The following is a 15,880-nucleotide window of genomic DNA, read 5'->3' as shown; positions in this document are numbered from 1 at the left end:
ATTATGGTCCGGACCGGCCGCACTGTCCTGTTCGGACGCCCGTGGTGGCGCTCACCCGACAGACAGCACCAGATGTTGGTACAGGTGGTCGGACAGCCCCTCCGGCGACCCGAAGCCGTACCCGTGCACCCGGGTGCCGTTCCCGGTGAACGCCCAGTCCAGCCGCCACAGCGGCGCGCCCGCAGGCCAGGTCGCGGGGAACGCCTCCGGGCTCGCCGCGAGCGCGTCCGTCAGCCGGCCGTCGAGCTCCTCCAGCCCCGCCATCGCCGGGCTGGTGTTGAAGTCGCCGGCCACCAGCACCGGGTTGGCGTTGCCGGCCACGTCGCCGGTCAGACCCGCCAGCTGTGCCCGGCGCTGCCGGTCGGCGGCGCGCGGGAAGACCCAGAACCGGGCGTCGGTCGGGTCGTCGAGCTTGAGCTGGACGGCCAGGTGCACGTTGTACACGGACAGCACGCGCCCGCCGACCCGCAGGTCGGTGCGCAGGGTCTTCGCGGCCCCGAACACGTCCGCGAAGCCGGCCCCCGGGTCGCCGAGGGCCGCCGGGTCCGGGCGCACAGCGGGCGCGGCGACGATCGGGTACCGCGACAGGGTCAGCAGTTCGCCCCGGGTCGCCACGTGGAACCCGGGGAACTCGCGCCGGAGCCGGTCGAGGTCGTCGACCGGGGAGAAGCCGCCGTACACGTCGCCCCGGTCCCACGCCAGGTACTCCTGGAGCAGGTAGACATCGGCGCGCTGGGCACGCAGGAACCGGTAGAAGGCGTCCGGGTCGTCGTCCTGGTGCCAGTACTCGGTGTTCCAGGAGAACACCCGGACCGCGTCGGCGGGGGCGGCCGACCCGCCCGCCGTCCACGGCGCGAACGGCCGGACCCCGGACAGCGGCCAGCCCAGGGCCAGGCACAGCACCAGGACGGCCCCGAGCCGCCACCGCACGGGACGGGCCCACCACGCGGCGGCCAGCAGCACGACCGGTACGGCGGCGAACAGCACCGGCGGCACGCTGGCCGGCCACAGCCAGACCCACCAGTTCCCGTCGAGGGCCAGGTGCGCGGCCAGGAACGCCGACCACAGCGCGGTGCCCGCGACGACCAGCCGGGTGCCGAGGCACCAGCGGGGGCGGGCGGTGGGCCCGGTCTGCTCCGACCGGGCCAGGTCCAACTGCGGCGTGGTCACGCGCCCACCGCCGCCGGGTCCGCCTCGTAGAGGCCGCGGAACCGCCGCGACACCAGCCACTGGGCCACGCCGGCCCCGACCCCGGAGGAGATCGCCAGGTTCACGAGGAAGTGCACAGCCGTGAAGTACAGCAGGAAGAGCGGTCCCCGGCGGCGCGCGACGAACGCGTACATCCCCGCGTCCAGCCCGATGGACGCGGCCACGGCCAGGCCCGGCCCGAGCAGTCCCCACGGCCCGAGCAGCGCGGCCAGCGGGAGCAGGCCCACCCCTGCCAGCGCCGCCAGGCTCGCATACGCCCGGGTCGACGTCTCGAAGCCCTTCGCGAACCGGCGCCGCCGGGCGTACAGCGGGATCCGCAGCCGGCCCCGGTGGAACAGTTTGCGCAGCAGGGGACGCAGCCGGGAGTCGTCGTCGTGCCGGCCGCGCACGTCGGCGCTGAGGTGGATGTCGTACCGGGCCGACAGCCGCTCGCCGTAGTCCACCTCCTCGGTCATCTCCGCCCCGCCGTTGAGCCGGGGGTTGAACGGGCCCACCTCGGCGAGCACGTGCCGGGGCATCGCGCACAGCGAGGAGAACAGGAAGCTGACCACGCCCACCGAGCTGAGCCGCCAGTAGTGCGCCTGGAGGCTGCGGTACTCCTCGACGAGGCTGTCGCGGATCAGCGGTTCCGGGTCGTAGATCCCGCACGCCGCACCGATCCGGGGGTCGGACTCCAGCAGCGCGACGGCACGGGCGACGGCCTCCGGGTGCAGGGCGACGTCGGAGTCGACGAAGAACACGATCTCCCCGGCGGCCCGGGACACGCCGAGGTTGCGGGCGGCGGCCACCCCGCCGTTGCGCTCCGGGCTGATCACGGTGAAGCCCATCGACTCGGCGACGGCCACCGAGTCGTCGGTGCTGCAGTCGTCGACGACCAGGACGTCCAGCGACGGGTACGTCTGGTCCCGCAGCGCTTGCAGGCACAACCGGAGCGAGGCGGAGTAGTTGTAGCTGCTGACCACGGCGGTCACGAGGGTCATGGCGTGCTCCTGTCGAGTGAGACGACCAGGCGCTGGACCCGGTGGTCGGACATGCCTGGCGGGTCGTGCAACTGGTACGCGTGCACGCGCACCCGGTCGGTGAACGCCCAGTCCAGCCGCCACAGCGGCAGCGCGACGGGCCACGACGCGGACAGCGGGCCCTCGACGGCCGGGGTCAGCCGGTCGGGGAGTTCGCGCAGCTCGCCCATCGCGGGCGTGGTGTTGAGGTCCCCGGCGAGCAGCACCGGGTTCGGGTTGGCGGCCACGTCGGCGGCCAGCGCCCGGTACTGGGCCAGCCGTGCCGCGTGCCGGGTCGCGATCGCGGCGTAGAAGCCGGCCGTGGCGGGGTCGCGGTCGAGTTCGAGCGGCACCGGGAGGTGCGCGTTGTACACGGAGAGGGTCCGGCCGCCGACCCGGACGTCGACGCGGAGGGACTTGACGGCCCGGTACACCTCGATCCAGGGGGTGTCGGGTCGCGGGGCCGCCGGCAGCGGGCGCACACCGGTGACCGGCAGCCGGCTGAGGGTGAGCAGTTCGCCGACGGCGACGGCCCGGTGGTCGGGCAGCAGCCGGCCGAGCAGCTCCGCGTCGAGCGCGGTGAGCGCGGGCGTGCCGGCCTGGTCGGCGGGCTGGTACTCCTGCAACAGGTACACGTCGGCGTCCTGGGCCGCGAGGTAGCGCACGAAACCCTCCGGGTCGCCGGACAGGTGCCAGGCCTCCGTGTTCCACGCCAGCACCCGGACCGCGTCGGCGGGGGCGGCCGGCCGGCCGGTCCACAGCGCCGAGGGGTGCAGCCCGGACAGGCCGGCGCCGAGGGCGAGCGCGGCGGTGGCGGCGACGGCGGCCCGGAACCGGCGGCGCGGCCCGGCGACGGCCAGCAGGACGGCCGGGACCAGCACGAACACCAGCGGCGGCGCGAGGTCCACGGCCAACCACGGCCACCACCGGCCACTGAGGAGGAGGTGCGCGACGACGAGAACCAGCCAGGCCACGGCCAGCCCGGTCAGCAGCCGTCCGCCGGGCCCAGCCGCCGGGGCGGCGTCGCGCCCCGGGTCGGCCGCCGCCCCGCTCACGCCGCCACCGGCGCTACCCCGGCGTCCAGATACGTCCGCCGGAACCGCCGCGACGTCAACCACTGCAGCACCCCGGCCGATAACCCGGCCAGGATGACGAGGTTGACCAGGAAGTACGTCCCCGCGAAGAACGGCAGGAACCCGATCCCCTTGCGGCCGGCCACGAACCGGTAGATCCCGGGATCCGAGCCCAGGAACGCGGCCACCAGCGCCACCGGCAGCACCGACCACCAGGCCCCGAGCAGCACCGTCGGCACCGACCCCACGGCGAGGGCCGCCGCCAGCATCCCGGCGAGGCGGTGCCCGCTGGAGTTGCCCCGGGGCTGGTTCCCGTCCCGCATCCCCACGAACGGCACGTGCAGCCGGCTGCGGTGGAACACCTTCCGGGCGATCACCCGGAGCGTGTCGTCGTGGTCGTGCCGGCCGCGCACCGACGGATCGAGCAGGATGCCGTACCGGCCGCTGAGCCTGCGCCCGTAGTCGGCGTCCTCGGTGTGCCGCAGCCGGGGGTTGAACGGGCCCACCTCGGCGAACACGTCGGCCCGGATCGCCATGATCGCCGTGTACAGCGTGGTGATCCGCCCCTCGTCCCCGGCCAGCCAGTGGTACTGCTGCAACGCCCGGTACTCCTCGACCCGGCTGTCGGCCACCAGCGGCTCCGGGTCGTAGTTCCCGCACACCGCGCCCAGGGTGGGGTCCCCGGTCAGCAGGGCCACCGCGTTGGCCACCGCGTCCGGCCGCAGTCGCACGTCGGAGTCGACGAAGCACAGGATCTCGCCCCGGGCCAGGCTGGCGCCGAGGTTGCGGGCCCCGGCCACCCCGCCGTTGGCCGGGGTGCGGACCACCGGCACGCCGAGCGCCTCCGCCACGGCCACCGAGTCGTCGGTGCTGCAGTCGTCGACGAGCAGGATCTCCAGCGCCGGGTACGTCTGGGCCAGCAGTCCGCCCAGGCAGAGGTGCAGGGCTCTGCCGTAGTTGTGGTTGGGCACGACGACGGACACGAGGGGGGCGGTCATGGCAGGAGCCGTTCGGCGAGCGCGGGCTGGTGGGCGAGGACGACGACGGCGGACAGCGCCACCAGCCACACGGCGGCCACGCCGAGCACGACCCGGTCGCCGAGCACGGCCCGGACCGGGTCCCCGCCCGCGTGCCGGACCAGGACCAGTTGCAGATAGCGGGACAACCCGAACAGCGCGAACGGCGCGGACAGCAGCAGCGCCGCCTTGCCGTACCCGCCGACGGGTGCCTCGGTGCGCAGGTAGATCAGGCCGGCGGTGACCGCGACCGTGGCGTTGAGGACCAGGAGCTGGTCGGCGAGCGCCAGGCTGTAGCCGCGCAGGGCCGGGCGGTGCTCGACCCCGGACACCTGGAGCTCGTTGCGCCGCTTGCCGATGATCAGCAGCAGGCACAGCGCGTACACGGCGACGATCAGCCAGCCCGACGCCGGGGTGTCGATCGCGGTGTAGCCCCCCATCAGCCGCAGCGCGAACCCGGTGGCCACGACGCACACGTCCAGGAGGGGCAGGTGCTTGAGCTTGCGGGTGTACGCGGCGTTCAGCACCAGGTAGCACAGCACCGGCCACCAGGTCACCGGCGGCTGGAGGGCCAGCAGCAGCGCGAGCACGACGGCCAGCCCGGCCGCGTAGGCCCACGCCGTGCCCACCGGCACCCGGCCGGCCGCGACCGGGCGGCTCCTCTTGACCGGGTGCCGACGGTCCCGGGCCCGGTCGGCGATGTCGTTGCAGACGTACACGATCGCCGAGGCGAGGGTGAACACGAGCACGGCCCAGCCGATCCTGCCGAGGGACCACAGGTCCAGGGCGAAGGCGTCGAGCAGTGGCAGCGGTACCACGAGCAGGTTCTTGACCCACTGGCCCGGCCGGACGAGGGCGACCAGGTCGCGGATCCGCTGGCGGGCCAGGGGCAGGTGGGGGACGGTGGTGGGCGGACGGATCTGGACAGGAGGCGGTTCGACGGCGCTCACGTGCTCTCCCGCTCTACGGTCAGAAGAAGAACTTGGCCAGGGACAACGCGCCCTGCTTCCAGGGATCCCGGCTGGTCCGCCCACTGCGGGCGGGCCGGTGCGCGGCGGTCCGCCGGGACCGCCACCAGTCGTAGGTCAGCAGGATCGCGTCCTGATTGGACAGTCGGGGCCGGAAACCGAGCCGGTCGGCCGCCTTGTCGATGCTCACGTACGAGTCGGCCATCAGCTTGTGCAGCAGCCGGCCGTACACCGGGGACAGCCGGCTGCGCTCCAGCAGCCGCAGCGCCCCCAGCGCGGGCCGGGCCGGCAGCGACACCACCCGGCGGCCGTGCCCGGCGGCGTCCAGCACCGCCTGGAAGTCCTCCCGCAGGGTGCCGAACTCGGCCGCCGCCAGGTTGTACGTGTCGTTCGCGACGTCCTCGGGCGCGTCGAGCACCGTGACCACGGCGTCGACGAGGTCCGCCATCGCGAACATCTGGATCCGCACGTCGCCCCGGCCGAGGACGGGGAAGTGCCGGCCCTCCTCGGCCCACTCGAACAGCATCGCGAACAGGCCCATCCGGCCCGGCCCCACGAAGGTCTTCGGCCGCAGGATCGGTACGCACAGCCCGCCGGCCCGGAACTCCTCGGCGACCTCCTCGGCGGCGGCCTTGGCCCGGCTGTAGGGATCGACGGGGCTGCGCGGGTACTCCTCCGTGGTCGGCACCACGGCCGGCAGCCCGTACACGGCCGTGGAGGACACGTGCACGCACCGGGACACCTCGGCGTCGCGGGCGGCGGTGAGCACCGCCCGGGTGCCGTCGACGATCACGGAGCGGATCTCCGCGTCCGGGTAGCTGGGCAGCGCCGCCGCGCAGTGCACCACCGCGTCGGCGGTCGCGGCCAGCCGGGCGAGCAGCCGGGTGTCGCGGATGTCGCCGACCACGTGCCGCCCGCCGCCGTGGGTGGCCTCGCGCAGGTCCAGCCCCGTGACGGCGTGCCCGTCGCCGGTCAGCCGTTCCACGAGGTGCGCGCCGAGCATGCCGGCCGCGCCGGTCACCAGGATGTTCACCACCGCGAGGTCACCTTCTCCTTGACGAACGCGGCGACGAGCCGGCCCAGGCCCCGTTCGAGGGTGGCGTCGAGCGCGCGGACGAAGTACTCGGCCTCGGACGGCTCCGTCACCAGGGTCGGGGCCACCATCAGCGGGTTCTCCACGTTGGGGCTGTAGTAGGTCAGGATGTCGTGCTCGCGGTACAGGTGCGCGATCACCGCGAGGGTGGTCAGTTTCGTCGCGAACTGCGGGTCCTTGGCGAACCCGGGGGCCAGCCGGCCGGCCAGTTCCAGCACCTTCGGCCCGCCGGTCAGGAACACCCCGAACAGCCCGCCGGTGCCGGCCACCTGGTTCACCGCGTCCGGGTGCGCCTTGGCCACCCGCTCCAGCCCGGGGCGCAGCACCGCCTCCAGGGCGCGGGCGCGGGCCGGGTAGTCGTCCTCGACCACCACGTTCACGGCCTCGATCGCGGTGGCGGTCTCCTCGCCGAAGCCGTAGTAGGTGGTGCTGTGCAGGATGACGTCGGTGAGCCTGTCGTAGGCCTGGCGGAACACGGGCACCCGGGCCGTGTACCCGGAGATCGAGGCCTTCCCGCCGCCGAGGGACTTCGAGTACGCCAGGATGTCGGGCACCAGCCCCTCGTGGCGCATGAAGTAGAACAGGCTGCCGGTCTTGCCCCAGCCGGTGTAGATCTCGTCGAAGATCAGGATGATGTCCTTCGCGGTGCAGATCGCGCGCAGTTCCCGCAGCGACGCCTCGTCCCAGTGCCGCAGGCTCGACGCGCTGAACGGCTCGACCAGCACGGCGTAGACGTCGTCGGTGAGCAGCGGGCGCAGTGCCGCCAGGTCGCCGTAGGGGTAGACGACGGCCCCGGGCAGCCCGGGGAACTTGAACGCGTTCTCGGCCGAACCGGTCAGGCTCCCCGCGCCGAGCGTCTTGCCGTGGAAGCTGATGTCGGCCCGCAGGATGGTGTTCCGTTTCCCGCCGTGGTACTTGTACGCCATCTTGATCGCGCCCTCGACGGCCTCGGCCCCCGAGTTCGGGAAGTAGGACACGCTGAGGTCCCCGGGCAGCAGCTCGCCCACGTTGTGGCTGAGCGCCGCCAGGTACGGCGAGAAGAACGCCTTGTGCACCTCCATCCGGCGCGCCTCGGAGAACCTGCGCCGCGCGGCAAGGACGCGGGGGTGGTTGTGCCCGTGGTTGAGCACCCCGACCCCGCCGGAGAAGTCGAGGATCCGCCGGCCGTCGCGCAGGGTGATCCACGCGCCCTCGGCCCGGTCGACGAGTTCGCGGCCGAAGCCGAACGAGGTCATCAGGGATACCTGGCTGCGGCTGACGTAGCGTTCGTACAGTTCGTGGGTCCGCTGGACGGTCAGCTCCTCCGCCGCCGCCAGGGAGAACAGTTCGGGCATGGCTACCGTGCCTTTCGCAACTGGGTGACGATCAGGACAGTGCCGGCCCCGCCGACCTCGGCGAGGACGCAGATCAGACGGCTGGCCAGGGCCGCGACCCCGGCCTCGCTCCACGGGAGCACGGTGGCCAGGGCGGCCATCAGGGTGAGTTCGCGGGCGCCCCAGCCGTCGGGCAGGATCAGGGCCGCGCTGCCGGCCACCGTGCCGAGCGCGAACCCGCCGAGCCCGACGGGCAGCGCGGCGACCGGGTCGGCGCCCACCAGCACGGCCAGTGCCCACAGGTGCAGCCCCGACACCAGCCAGGACGCGACGGCCCAGCCGATCCCGGCCCGGATCCCGGCGGGGGACACCGTGCTCTCCGGCGGTGGCCGGCGGCCGATCCTGGCCAGCAGGGCGATCAGGCCGTTGACCAGCGAGGGTCGCAGCACCCCGAGCGCCAGGAGCGCGCCGGGCAGGAGCAGCAGCCAGGCCCCGCCGCCGACCGAAGCCGGGGCGGCCAGCAGGCCCACGGCCGCTCCGGTCAGCATCACCAGGCCGAAGCTGACCAGGAAGACGGTGGCCATCCGTCCGGCGGGGATGCCGGCGCGCCGGCCCATCCGGACGTGCGCCAGCAGCCCCCACAACCGCCCCGGGATGTACTTGCTGAACACGCCGACCGCCCAGATCCGCGCGCTGTCGGCGACCGGCACCGGCCCGGAGACGTCGACCAGGATCCGCCGCCAGGACCACGCGCCGAGCGCCAGGCCGGCTAGGTTGGCGGCGAGGGCGGCCAGCACGAAGGGCAGGGCCCGGGGTTCCCGGAGCCGGGCGAGGACCTCCCAGCCCTGTTCGCGCAGCGCGAGTGCGACACCTCCGGCGGCGGCGAGCAGGAACACGGCGACGACCAGGCCACGCAGCAGCCGCCGGGCGGGGGAGGGCCGTTCCGGGCCGGCTGTCCCCGGGCCCGCGGTGTCGGGCGGCGCGCCCCGGTCCCGGGCCGCGACCGCCTCGCCGGTGGTCACGCGCCCTCCTCGGCGGGCCGGGTCACCGCGCGCGGCCGGAGCAGCCGCAGCGCTCCGCGCACCGCGCCCGCCCACAGCGCCAGGTGCACCAGGAAGTGCGCCCCCGTGACGAAGAGCAGGAACCCCACTCCACGGGTACGCAGCGCGACCAGCGACAACCGGGGGTTGGCGACCGCGAACAGCGCCGCCCAGCCGGCCGGTACGCCGAGCCACCACGGGCCGAGCAGCGCCAACGGCAGGGTCGCCGGGACGAGCGGCGCGGCCAGTACCCCGAGGAGGCTGTTGCCCTTCACGGCCCCGGGCCGCAGCCGGTGCGCGGCGGCCCCGGTGGCCTGGTGCCGCGACCGGCGGAACGTCTCGGTGAGCAGCGGCCAGAGCCGTTGCACGTCGTCGTGGTACCCGACGACGTCGGCGGACAGCCGGATCAGCGTGCGCCGGGCCAGCCGGTCGCTGTACTCCACGTCCTCGTTGTCGCGCAGCCCCGGGTCGAACGGCCCCACCTCCTCGAACACCGCCCGGCGGATCGCGGCGTGCGCGAAGAACGCCGTCGACACCAGCCCGACGGCGCGCAGCCGGCCGACGTGGTGGTGCAGCACCCGGTACCGCTCCACGGGGCCGTCGTCGATCAGCGGCTCGACCGAGATCAGGCCGTGCACGCAGCCGACGTCCGGCTCGCGTTCCAGGACCCGGACCGCGTTGGCCACCGCGTCGGGGGCCAGCGCGGTGTCGGCGTCCAGGAAGAACAGCACGTCGCCGGTCGCGGCCCCCGCGCCCCGGTTGCGCGCCGTGGACACCCCCCGGTTGACGGTCAGGGCGACCACCTCGCACGGGTACCCGCGGAGCACGTCGAGGGACCCGTCGGTGCTCGCGTCGTCGACCACCACGACCTGCGCGACCGGCCGGGTCTGCGCGTACACCGAGTCGAGCACCAGGGGCAGGGTACGGGCGTGGTTGTGGTTCGGGATGACTACCGAGACCTGCATCGCCGGGCTCCTCATCTCCATTGTGGACAGACATGGCGCGGTCGTTCCCGTGCGCGACGGTGCGCCGGGTCCTGCGGGGGATGGGATGTCCGTGGGGGAGCTAACGGCCCCTGGACACATCGACGACTGTAGCCAGCGCCGGACCTACTGTAAATAACCTGTGTTAATTAAATCTGGTACTTCAGCACTGTGTTCGCAAGATCTGCCCGCCCCGATACCTGTCGAGAGTCATCGATGTCGACCCTCCGTGGGGGGAACTTTCCGGGGCACGGGACACGGCGGTCCGACAGTGTCCGGGACCGACTGTGCCGGGCCGTCGGGAACGTGCCGACCGGGCCCGCGCGGCCCGCGCGCGGACATCCCGACGGCCCCGCGCGCGGACACGCCGATGGCCCCGCGCGCGGACACGCCGACGGCCCCGTGCGCGGTCGCACGGGGCCGTCCGGGGCGGGGCTTGTCTCAGGCGGCGCGCCGGAACCGGGCGGTGGCCGCCGCGACCCACAGCATCGCGGAGATCGCGCCGACCGCCAGCGTCAGCGACCCGGCCTTCCCGCCGGCCATCGCCCACAGGTCCCCGACGAGCAGCGCGGAGCCGGCGACCCGGGAGGCGACGGCGAGCCCCCGGTGCCCGGCGCGGCGGTAGTACCGGCCGAGGACGTAGCAGGCGGCGATCAGGGTCGCGAACGTCAGCGTCCCGGCGATCATGTGGCCGAAGCTGTGCCAGTGCAGGACGCCCATTCCCGCGGGGGTACCGGCCGGGAAGCCGTCGGCCGCGTCCATCACGAACACCCCGGCGCCGACCAGCCCGACCCCGGCGGCCCGCACCAGCCGGGGCGCCCACGTACCGCCCGGGGTGCCGCGCATCGCCCGGCGCAGGCCGGACGCGCCGAGCAGGGTCAGTACCCCGGCGAGGACGAAGTTGGTGATCTGGAGCCAGCCGAGGGAGCCGTTGCTCAGGGCGCTCAGCGGGTGCCGGGTGATGTCGAAGCCCTCCCGGGTCGCGGCCTGGGTCAGGGAGACGACCGCCCAGAGGGGCGCGGCGACGACCCCGCAGGCGAGCAGGGCCCGGGTGGTCGAACGCGCCGACGGAGCGGCGGTGATCGTGCCGGTGGCGGAGGTGGGGGCGGGGAGCTGGGTGGCGGTCATGGCGGGTGCCTCGTTCCGGTGTGCTGCGGGGTGGTTTCGCTGACACGTCGTCCGGGCGATGTGACAGGGAACGCCGCCGTTCCCTGTCGTATACGCTGGACGACGCGTGGGCAGTACACCGGAAGACGTTGAAGGAGAGTTCCCATGCGGTACCTGATGATGTCCAAGCCGTCCGACTCCGTCCCCGACGAGAAGCTGTTCGCCGAGATGGGCGCGTTCATCGAGGAGCTCACGGCGGCGGGCGTGCTCCTGGCCACCGGCGGCCTGGAGGCGGGCGGCGTCCGGGTCACCTCGGTCGGCGACCAGATCACCGTCACCGACGGGCCGTTCGCCGAGGCCAAGGAGGCCGTGGCCGGCTTCGCGCTGGTCGAGGTCCGGTCGAAGGAGGAGGCGGTCGAGCTGTGCCGCCGGTTCCGCCGGATCGTCGGCGACGGCGAGAGCGTGATCCAGCAGGTCTTCTCGTAGCCGTGCCATGTCCCTAGCGGAGACCCGCCGCACCGTCGACGCGGTCTGGAAACTCGAGTCGGCCCGGATCATCGCCGGGCTGACCCGGGTGGTCCGCGACGTCGGCCTCGCGGAGGAACTCGCCCAGGACGCCCTCGTCGCGGCCCTCGAACAGTGGCCCGTCGAGGGCGTCCCGGACAATCCCGGCGCCTGGCTGACGGCGATCGCCAAGCGCAGGGCCGTCGACCACGTCCGGCGCGCCCAGCGGCTCGAACGCCGGCACGAGCAGCTCGCCCACGAGCTCGAACACCCGTCCGAGGCGGAGCCCGACGACGTCCTGCGCCTGATGTTCCTGTCCTGCCACCCGGTGCTGCCCGCCGACTCCCGGGCCGCGCTGACCCTCCGGCTGCTCGGCGGCCTGACCGCCGGGGAGATCGCCCGCGCGTTCCTGGTGCCCGAACCGACCGTCACCCGCCGGATCGCCGACGCCAAACGCACCCTCGCGGCCGAACGGGTCCCGTTCGAACTCCCCGCCGGGGCCGCGCTGGCCGATCGGCTGACCTCCGTGCTGGAGGTCGTCTACCTGATCTTCAACGAGGGGTACTCGGCCACGTCCGGCGACGACCTCATCCGCGCCGACCTGTGCCTGGAGGCCCTCCGCCTGGGCCGCCTGCTCGCCGAACTCGCCCCGCACGAACCGGAGGCGCACGGCCTCGTCGCCCTGATGGAGATCCAGGCGTCCCGCTCGGCGGCGCGCACCGGCCCGTCCGGGGAACCCGTCCCGCTGCACGAGCAGAACCGGGGCCGGTGGGACCAGCTCCTGATCCGGCGCGGGTTCACCGCCATGCTGCGCGCCCGCGCACTCGGCGGCCCACCCGGCCCGTACGTGCTCCAGGCCGCCATCGCCGTCTGCCACGCCCAGTCCCGCTCCCCGGCGGACACCGACTGGGCCCAGATCGCCGCCCTGTACGAGGCCCTGTCCCGCCTGCTGCCCACCCCGATCGTCCAGCTCAACCGGGCGGTGGCCGTCGGCATGGCGCGCGGACCGGAGGCCGGCCTGGCCCTGGTGGACTCCCTGACCTCGGAGCCCGCGCTGCGCGACTACCACCTGCTGCCCGGTGTCCGGGGCGACCTGCTCGAACGCCTCGGCCGGTACGGCGAGGCGCGCCGCGAGTTCGAACGGGCCGCCGCGCTGACCCGCAACGCGGCCGAACGCGCGTTCCTCCTCCGCCGCGCGGCCGCCACCGGGCCGACTCCCGTGGCCTCCGACACGGAGACCGAGGCGGGGAACGCCCACGCCGGTGCCGGACCGGCCGCGGCCGACTCGGCGGGGGCGGGTTCGAGCCACGGCGACGTGGTCGGGACCAACGCCCCCGGCGGGGATCCCGTACCCGGGGCGACGCTCGCGACCGCCGCCCGGGACTTCCTGGCCCGCGACGACCTCGACCCCGCCACCCTGCGCTCCTACGCCCAGACCCTGCGCCGCCTTCGCCTCGCCCTCGGCGACAGCGTCCCCCTCGCGGACCTCACCGCCGCCGACGTGGCCCGCGCCTGCGCCACCGCCTGGGGGAGCGCCGCCGCGAAGACCTGGAACCGGCACCGCTCGACGGTGCGCTCGTTCGGCGCCTGGGCCGGCACGGACGCCCTGGCCGACGACCTGGAACGCCGGGCCGAGAACCGCCCCCCGACCCCGCCGGCCGATCCCGACCGGCTGGCGACACTGTGGACCCGACCCGGCGTCGCGCTGCGGGAACGCACCCTGTGGCTGCTCCTGCACGAGTCGGCGGCCCCCGTGACCGCCGTCCTCGCCCTGGACGTGACCGACCTGGACCTCGACGACCGCCGCGCCCGGGTGGCCGGTAGATGGATCACCTGGCGCTCCGGTACGGCCCGGCTACTGCCCGAACTCCTGGCCGGCCGGACCCGGGGCCCGCTGTTCCTCGCCGACCGCCGGCCGGGGCCCGCGCGGACCCCGTCGGAGGCGGACGTGTGCCCGGAGACGGGGCGCACCCGGCTGTCGTACCCCCGTGCGGAGTTTCTCTTCAAACGGGCGACCCGGGGACTGGACCCGACCGGCGCGGGCTACACGCTCCGCCAGCTGCGCCCCGGCGCCTGAACCCGACGGGGTGCCCGGGGGCGACCCGCGCCCGCCGGGCACGGACCGGCCGCCCGGCGCGGTCCCCGGAGGACCTTCGCCGGGCGGGACCGGGACTCACCGTCCGGCGCCGACCGGCTCCCGTGGGGCCAGCAGCACGGGCGCCGCCACCTGGCTGGTCACCGTCGGGCCCGGGACCTGGGCCGGGGCGGGGGTCGGGCGGCGGGCCAGCACCCCCAGCGCCACCCCGAGCGCCCCCAACAGCACCGCCAACGCCTGGTCGCTGCGCACCACCGCGTCCACCCCCCGATCCAGCGGCGGCAACGTCCCCCCGGTCACCACCAGCAGCAACGCGACCAGCAGGCACGCCAGCCCGGCGTACCCGAGCAGCCCGACCCGGGGGCGCGGCAGCCGCACCTCGCGCTGCTCGGCCCACCGGAACGCGAACACGAACACGGCGAGCAGCGCGGCCAGCCCGGCGAGCCACAGCGGGCGGGTTAGCCACCAGGAGGTGGTGCCCGGCGCGGGCGGCGTGAGGCCCAGGCCCAGCAGGAGCACGCCGAACACGAGGAACGCGGCGGTGAGGTGCCACAGGTACACGGTCATGCTGTGCCGCTGGATCCAGTCGACCGGGCGGGCCGGGAGGCGCAGGATCAACGGCTTCAGGAGCAGGACCAGCGCTATCTGGTACCCGGTGAGCGCCACCAGGCACACGGTCGGCGGGTTCATGTTCGACATGGCCGCCCCGGGCATCCCGATCATGCTCGCCGGGTACGGGCCGAGCAGGACGAGCGCCGTCAGCACCGCGATCCCGCCCCCTGCCACCGCCGCGAGCCGGCCCCGGGACCAGCGGGTCAGGGTGCCGTCGGCGTAGAAGAAGCCGAGCTGGTGCGGGATCAGCCAGACGAGCACGGCGTTGAGGTAGCCGAGTTCGGTGACCCCGGTCGTGAACCGGGCGACGTCGACGGCGACCGCGCAGGCCGCGAGCCCGACGAGTACCCCCCATCGGTATTTCCCGTGCAGCCGGCCGAACACCGGGGCCAACGCGAGGACCAGCAGGTACACGGCGATGAACCACAGCAGTTGCGGGGCGGTGCCGGCCGCCCGGCGCACGGCGGCCCACGGCACCCCGGCGGCGACCAGGGCCGGCCCGGCCACGGCCCACACGGCGAGGAACACCCCGATCGGCCACAGCAGCCGGGGCAGGCGGCGACGCAGGAACGACCAGCCGTCGGTGGCCCGGCGCAGGGAGCCGTACGTGGCGCAGCCCGCCGCGAAGAACATCATGGGCATGATCTGGGCGACCCAGGTGACGGCCCAGCCGCCCTCCCCGGACAGCGCGTTGCCGATCTCCAGGCGGTGGCCGTCCCACGCCACGACGGGCATCAGCCAGTGCAGCAGTACCACCGCCACGGTGCCCAGTGCCCGCAGCGCGTCGACGAACCGGTCCCTCGTTTGCATACCCCGAGCCTTGTCGAACCGGCCAGCCGTCACGATCCAGCAGCCACGACTCTTCGTGGTACCGCTAGCCCTACCCGTAGGGGTCGCCACCGACCGGGACCCGGGTACGCGGCGCGCGCACCCCGGCCATTCCGGCGATCCACGCGGCCCCGGGGTTCGGTTAGTCTGCGCGGATGCGGATTGGCGTGATCGTTCCGATGACCCGGCTCGACGACACCGGGAAGCTGTCCACCTGGGCCGAGGTGCGCGGGTACGCCCGGCACGCCGAGGCCGTGGGCGTGGACTCGCTCTGGGTGTTCGACCACCTGTACAGCGGCCACGGCGACGTCCCGCCGGAGGACATCCACGAGGCGTGGACCATGCAGGCGGCCCTCGCGGCGGTCACCGACCGGGTCGAGCTCGGCCAACTGGTCACCTGCCTGGCGTTCCGGCCCCCGGCCCTGCTGGCGAAGATGGCGGTGACGGTCGACGAGATCAGCGCCGGCCGCCTGACCCTCGGGGTGGGCGCGGGCTGGTACGACCGCGAGTACGAGGACTTCGGCTATCCCACCGACCTGCGGGGCGGCCGGTTCGCGGAGGCGCTGGAGATCCTCGTGCCGTTGCTGCGCGGGGAGACCGTGACGTTCGAGGGCCGCCACCACCGGGCCGCCGGGGCCACCCTGATGCCCGCGCCCGCCCGCCGGATCCCGCTGCTGATCGGCGGGTTCCGCCCCCGGATGCTGCGCCTGACCGCCCGGTACGCCGACGCGTGGAACACCGCCTGGTACCCGGGCCCCAACGACCGGCTCGCCGAGCGCCTCGCGGACCTGCGCGCCGCGCTCGACGCGGAGGGCCGCGACCCGGGCACCCTGCGGGTCACGGTGGGCATGCTGGCCCCGCAGACCGACGCCGGCGAGCTGGCCGCGACGATCGACGCGTTCGGCGCGCTCGGCGTCGTCGACGACCTGATCGTGATGCAGACCCGGCAGAACCCGGCAGCCCTGGACCTGCTGGCCGAGGCCCTCCGCCTCCGCTAGCCGGCCGGAAACCCGGTGCGGGACCGGGGGCGGCGCACGTAGC

14 protein-coding genes are annotated in these 15,880 nt (G+C 74.4%); 3 read left to right on the top strand and 11 right to left on the bottom strand.

Features of this window, described 5'->3' with window-relative positions:
• Positions 1–51 precede the first annotated feature (51 nt).
• The 10 genes from AB0M43_RS04935 to AB0M43_RS04890 all read right to left on the bottom strand — a co-directional run bounded on the left by AB0M43_RS04935 (position 52) and on the right by AB0M43_RS04890 (position 10,821).
• Positions 52–1,170, bottom strand: a complete 1,119-nt coding sequence (locus tag AB0M43_RS04935) for an endonuclease/exonuclease/phosphatase family protein (protein WP_363721257.1) — start codon at positions 1,168–1,170, stop codon at positions 52–54.
• Positions 1,167–2,189, bottom strand: a complete 1,023-nt coding sequence (locus AB0M43_RS04930; RefSeq protein WP_363721256.1) for a glycosyltransferase — start codon at positions 2,187–2,189, stop codon at positions 1,167–1,169. The genes AB0M43_RS04935 and AB0M43_RS04930 overlap by 4 nt, the downstream gene beginning before the upstream one ends.
• Positions 2,186–3,262 carry an endonuclease/exonuclease/phosphatase family protein gene (locus AB0M43_RS04925; protein WP_363721255.1) on the bottom strand — a complete coding sequence of 359 codons (1,077 nt, stop codon included), beginning with the start codon at positions 3,260–3,262 and terminating at the stop codon, positions 2,186–2,188. Before AB0M43_RS04925 ends, AB0M43_RS04930 begins: the two co-directional genes overlap by 4 nt.
• Positions 3,259–4,278, bottom strand: a complete 1,020-nt coding sequence (locus tag AB0M43_RS04920) for a glycosyltransferase family A protein (RefSeq protein ID WP_363721253.1) — start codon at positions 4,276–4,278, stop codon at positions 3,259–3,261. Before AB0M43_RS04920 ends, AB0M43_RS04925 begins: the two co-directional genes overlap by 4 nt.
• Positions 4,275–5,246 carry a UbiA prenyltransferase family protein gene (locus tag AB0M43_RS04915; RefSeq protein WP_363721251.1) on the bottom strand — a complete coding sequence of 324 codons (972 nt, stop codon included), beginning with the start codon at positions 5,244–5,246 and terminating at the stop codon, positions 4,275–4,277. Before AB0M43_RS04915 ends, AB0M43_RS04920 begins: the two co-directional genes overlap by 4 nt.
• A 19-nt stretch (positions 5,247–5,265) precedes the next feature.
• Positions 5,266–6,297: an NAD-dependent epimerase/dehydratase family protein gene (locus AB0M43_RS04910; RefSeq protein ID WP_363722053.1), complete on the bottom strand. Its 1,032-nt coding sequence runs from the start codon at positions 6,295–6,297 to the stop codon at positions 5,266–5,268.
• Positions 6,294–7,592 (bottom strand): aminotransferase class III-fold pyridoxal phosphate-dependent enzyme, encoded by a 1,299-nt coding sequence (locus AB0M43_RS04905; RefSeq protein WP_363722051.1) that lies wholly within the window; start codon positions 7,590–7,592, stop codon positions 6,294–6,296. The genes AB0M43_RS04910 and AB0M43_RS04905 overlap by 4 nt, the downstream gene beginning before the upstream one ends.
• 101 nt (positions 7,593–7,693) lie before the next feature.
• A complete protein-coding gene (locus AB0M43_RS04900) occupies positions 7,694–8,692 on the bottom strand; it encodes a lysylphosphatidylglycerol synthase domain-containing protein (RefSeq protein WP_363721249.1) in 999 nt (332 codons plus the stop codon).
• Positions 8,689–9,675: a glycosyltransferase gene (locus AB0M43_RS04895; protein ID WP_363721248.1), complete on the bottom strand. Its 987-nt coding sequence runs from the start codon at positions 9,673–9,675 to the stop codon at positions 8,689–8,691. The genes AB0M43_RS04900 and AB0M43_RS04895 overlap by 4 nt, the downstream gene beginning before the upstream one ends.
• A 459-nt stretch (positions 9,676–10,134) precedes the next feature.
• Positions 10,135–10,821, bottom strand: a complete 687-nt coding sequence (locus tag AB0M43_RS04890; RefSeq protein WP_363721246.1) for a DUF998 domain-containing protein — start codon at positions 10,819–10,821, stop codon at positions 10,135–10,137.
• Between the two features lie 144 nt (positions 10,822–10,965).
• Here AB0M43_RS04890 and AB0M43_RS04885 point away from each other — a divergent pair, with 144 nt between their 5' ends.
• Both AB0M43_RS04885 and AB0M43_RS04880 read left to right on the top strand, forming a co-directional pair.
• Positions 10,966–11,286, top strand: coding sequence for a YciI family protein (locus tag AB0M43_RS04885; RefSeq protein ID WP_363721244.1), 321 nt, complete (start codon positions 10,966–10,968; stop codon positions 11,284–11,286).
• A gap of 7 nt (positions 11,287–11,293) precedes the next feature.
• On the top strand, positions 11,294–13,381 hold the full coding sequence (locus AB0M43_RS04880; RefSeq protein ID WP_363721242.1) for a DUF6596 domain-containing protein: 2,088 nt from the start codon (positions 11,294–11,296) through the stop codon (positions 13,379–13,381).
• A 96-nt stretch (positions 13,382–13,477) separates the two neighbouring features.
• Here the strand turns inward: AB0M43_RS04880 and AB0M43_RS04875 are convergent, their stop codons facing one another.
• Entirely contained in the window at positions 13,478–14,821 is a 1,344-nt protein-coding gene (locus AB0M43_RS04875) for an acyltransferase (protein WP_363721240.1), read from the bottom strand.
• Between the two features lie 173 nt (positions 14,822–14,994).
• On the opposite strand from AB0M43_RS04875, the gene AB0M43_RS04870 reads away from it, so the two are divergent.
• Entirely contained in the window at positions 14,995–15,837 is an 843-nt protein-coding gene (locus AB0M43_RS04870; protein WP_363721238.1) for an LLM class flavin-dependent oxidoreductase, read from the top strand.
• Positions 15,838–15,880 lie beyond the last annotated feature (43 nt).

Origin of the sequence: Longispora sp. NPDC051575 (genome assembly GCF_040681875.1) — a bacterium.
GTDB lineage: Bacteria > Actinomycetota > Actinomycetes > Mycobacteriales > Micromonosporaceae > Longispora.
The sequence above is the reverse complement of the archived record's forward strand: the minus strand, read 5'-3'. Positions and strand labels throughout refer to the sequence as shown.

Excerpts from the sequence above, each read along its gene's own strand:
- AB0M43_RS04920 (WP_363721253.1), bottom strand. The coding sequence starts at position 4,278 with ATGACCGCCCCCCTCGTGTCCGTCGTCGTGCCCAACCACAACTACGGC.
- AB0M43_RS04870 (WP_363721238.1), top strand. The coding sequence starts at position 14,995 with ATGCGGATTGGCGTGATCGTTCCGATGACCCGGCTCGACGACACCGGG.
- AB0M43_RS04880 (WP_363721242.1), top strand. The coding sequence starts at position 11,294 with ATGTCCCTAGCGGAGACCCGCCGCACCGTCGACGCGGTCTGGAAACTC.
- AB0M43_RS04895 (WP_363721248.1), bottom strand. The coding sequence starts at position 9,675 with ATGCAGGTCTCGGTAGTCATCCCGAACCACAACCACGCCCGTACCCTG.
- AB0M43_RS04875 (WP_363721240.1), bottom strand. The coding sequence starts at position 14,821 with ATGCAAACGAGGGACCGGTTCGTCGACGCGCTGCGGGCACTGGGCACC.
- AB0M43_RS04885 (WP_363721244.1), top strand. The coding sequence starts at position 10,966 with ATGCGGTACCTGATGATGTCCAAGCCGTCCGACTCCGTCCCCGACGAG.
- AB0M43_RS04905 (WP_363722051.1), bottom strand. The coding sequence starts at position 7,592 with ATGACCTCGTTCGGCTTCGGCCGCGAACTCGTCGACCGGGCCGAGGGC.
- AB0M43_RS04890 (WP_363721246.1), bottom strand. The coding sequence starts at position 10,821 with ATGACCGCCACCCAGCTCCCCGCCCCCACCTCCGCCACCGGCACGATC.
- AB0M43_RS04930 (WP_363721256.1), bottom strand. The coding sequence starts at position 2,189 with ATGACCCTCGTGACCGCCGTGGTCAGCAGCTACAACTACTCCGCCTCG.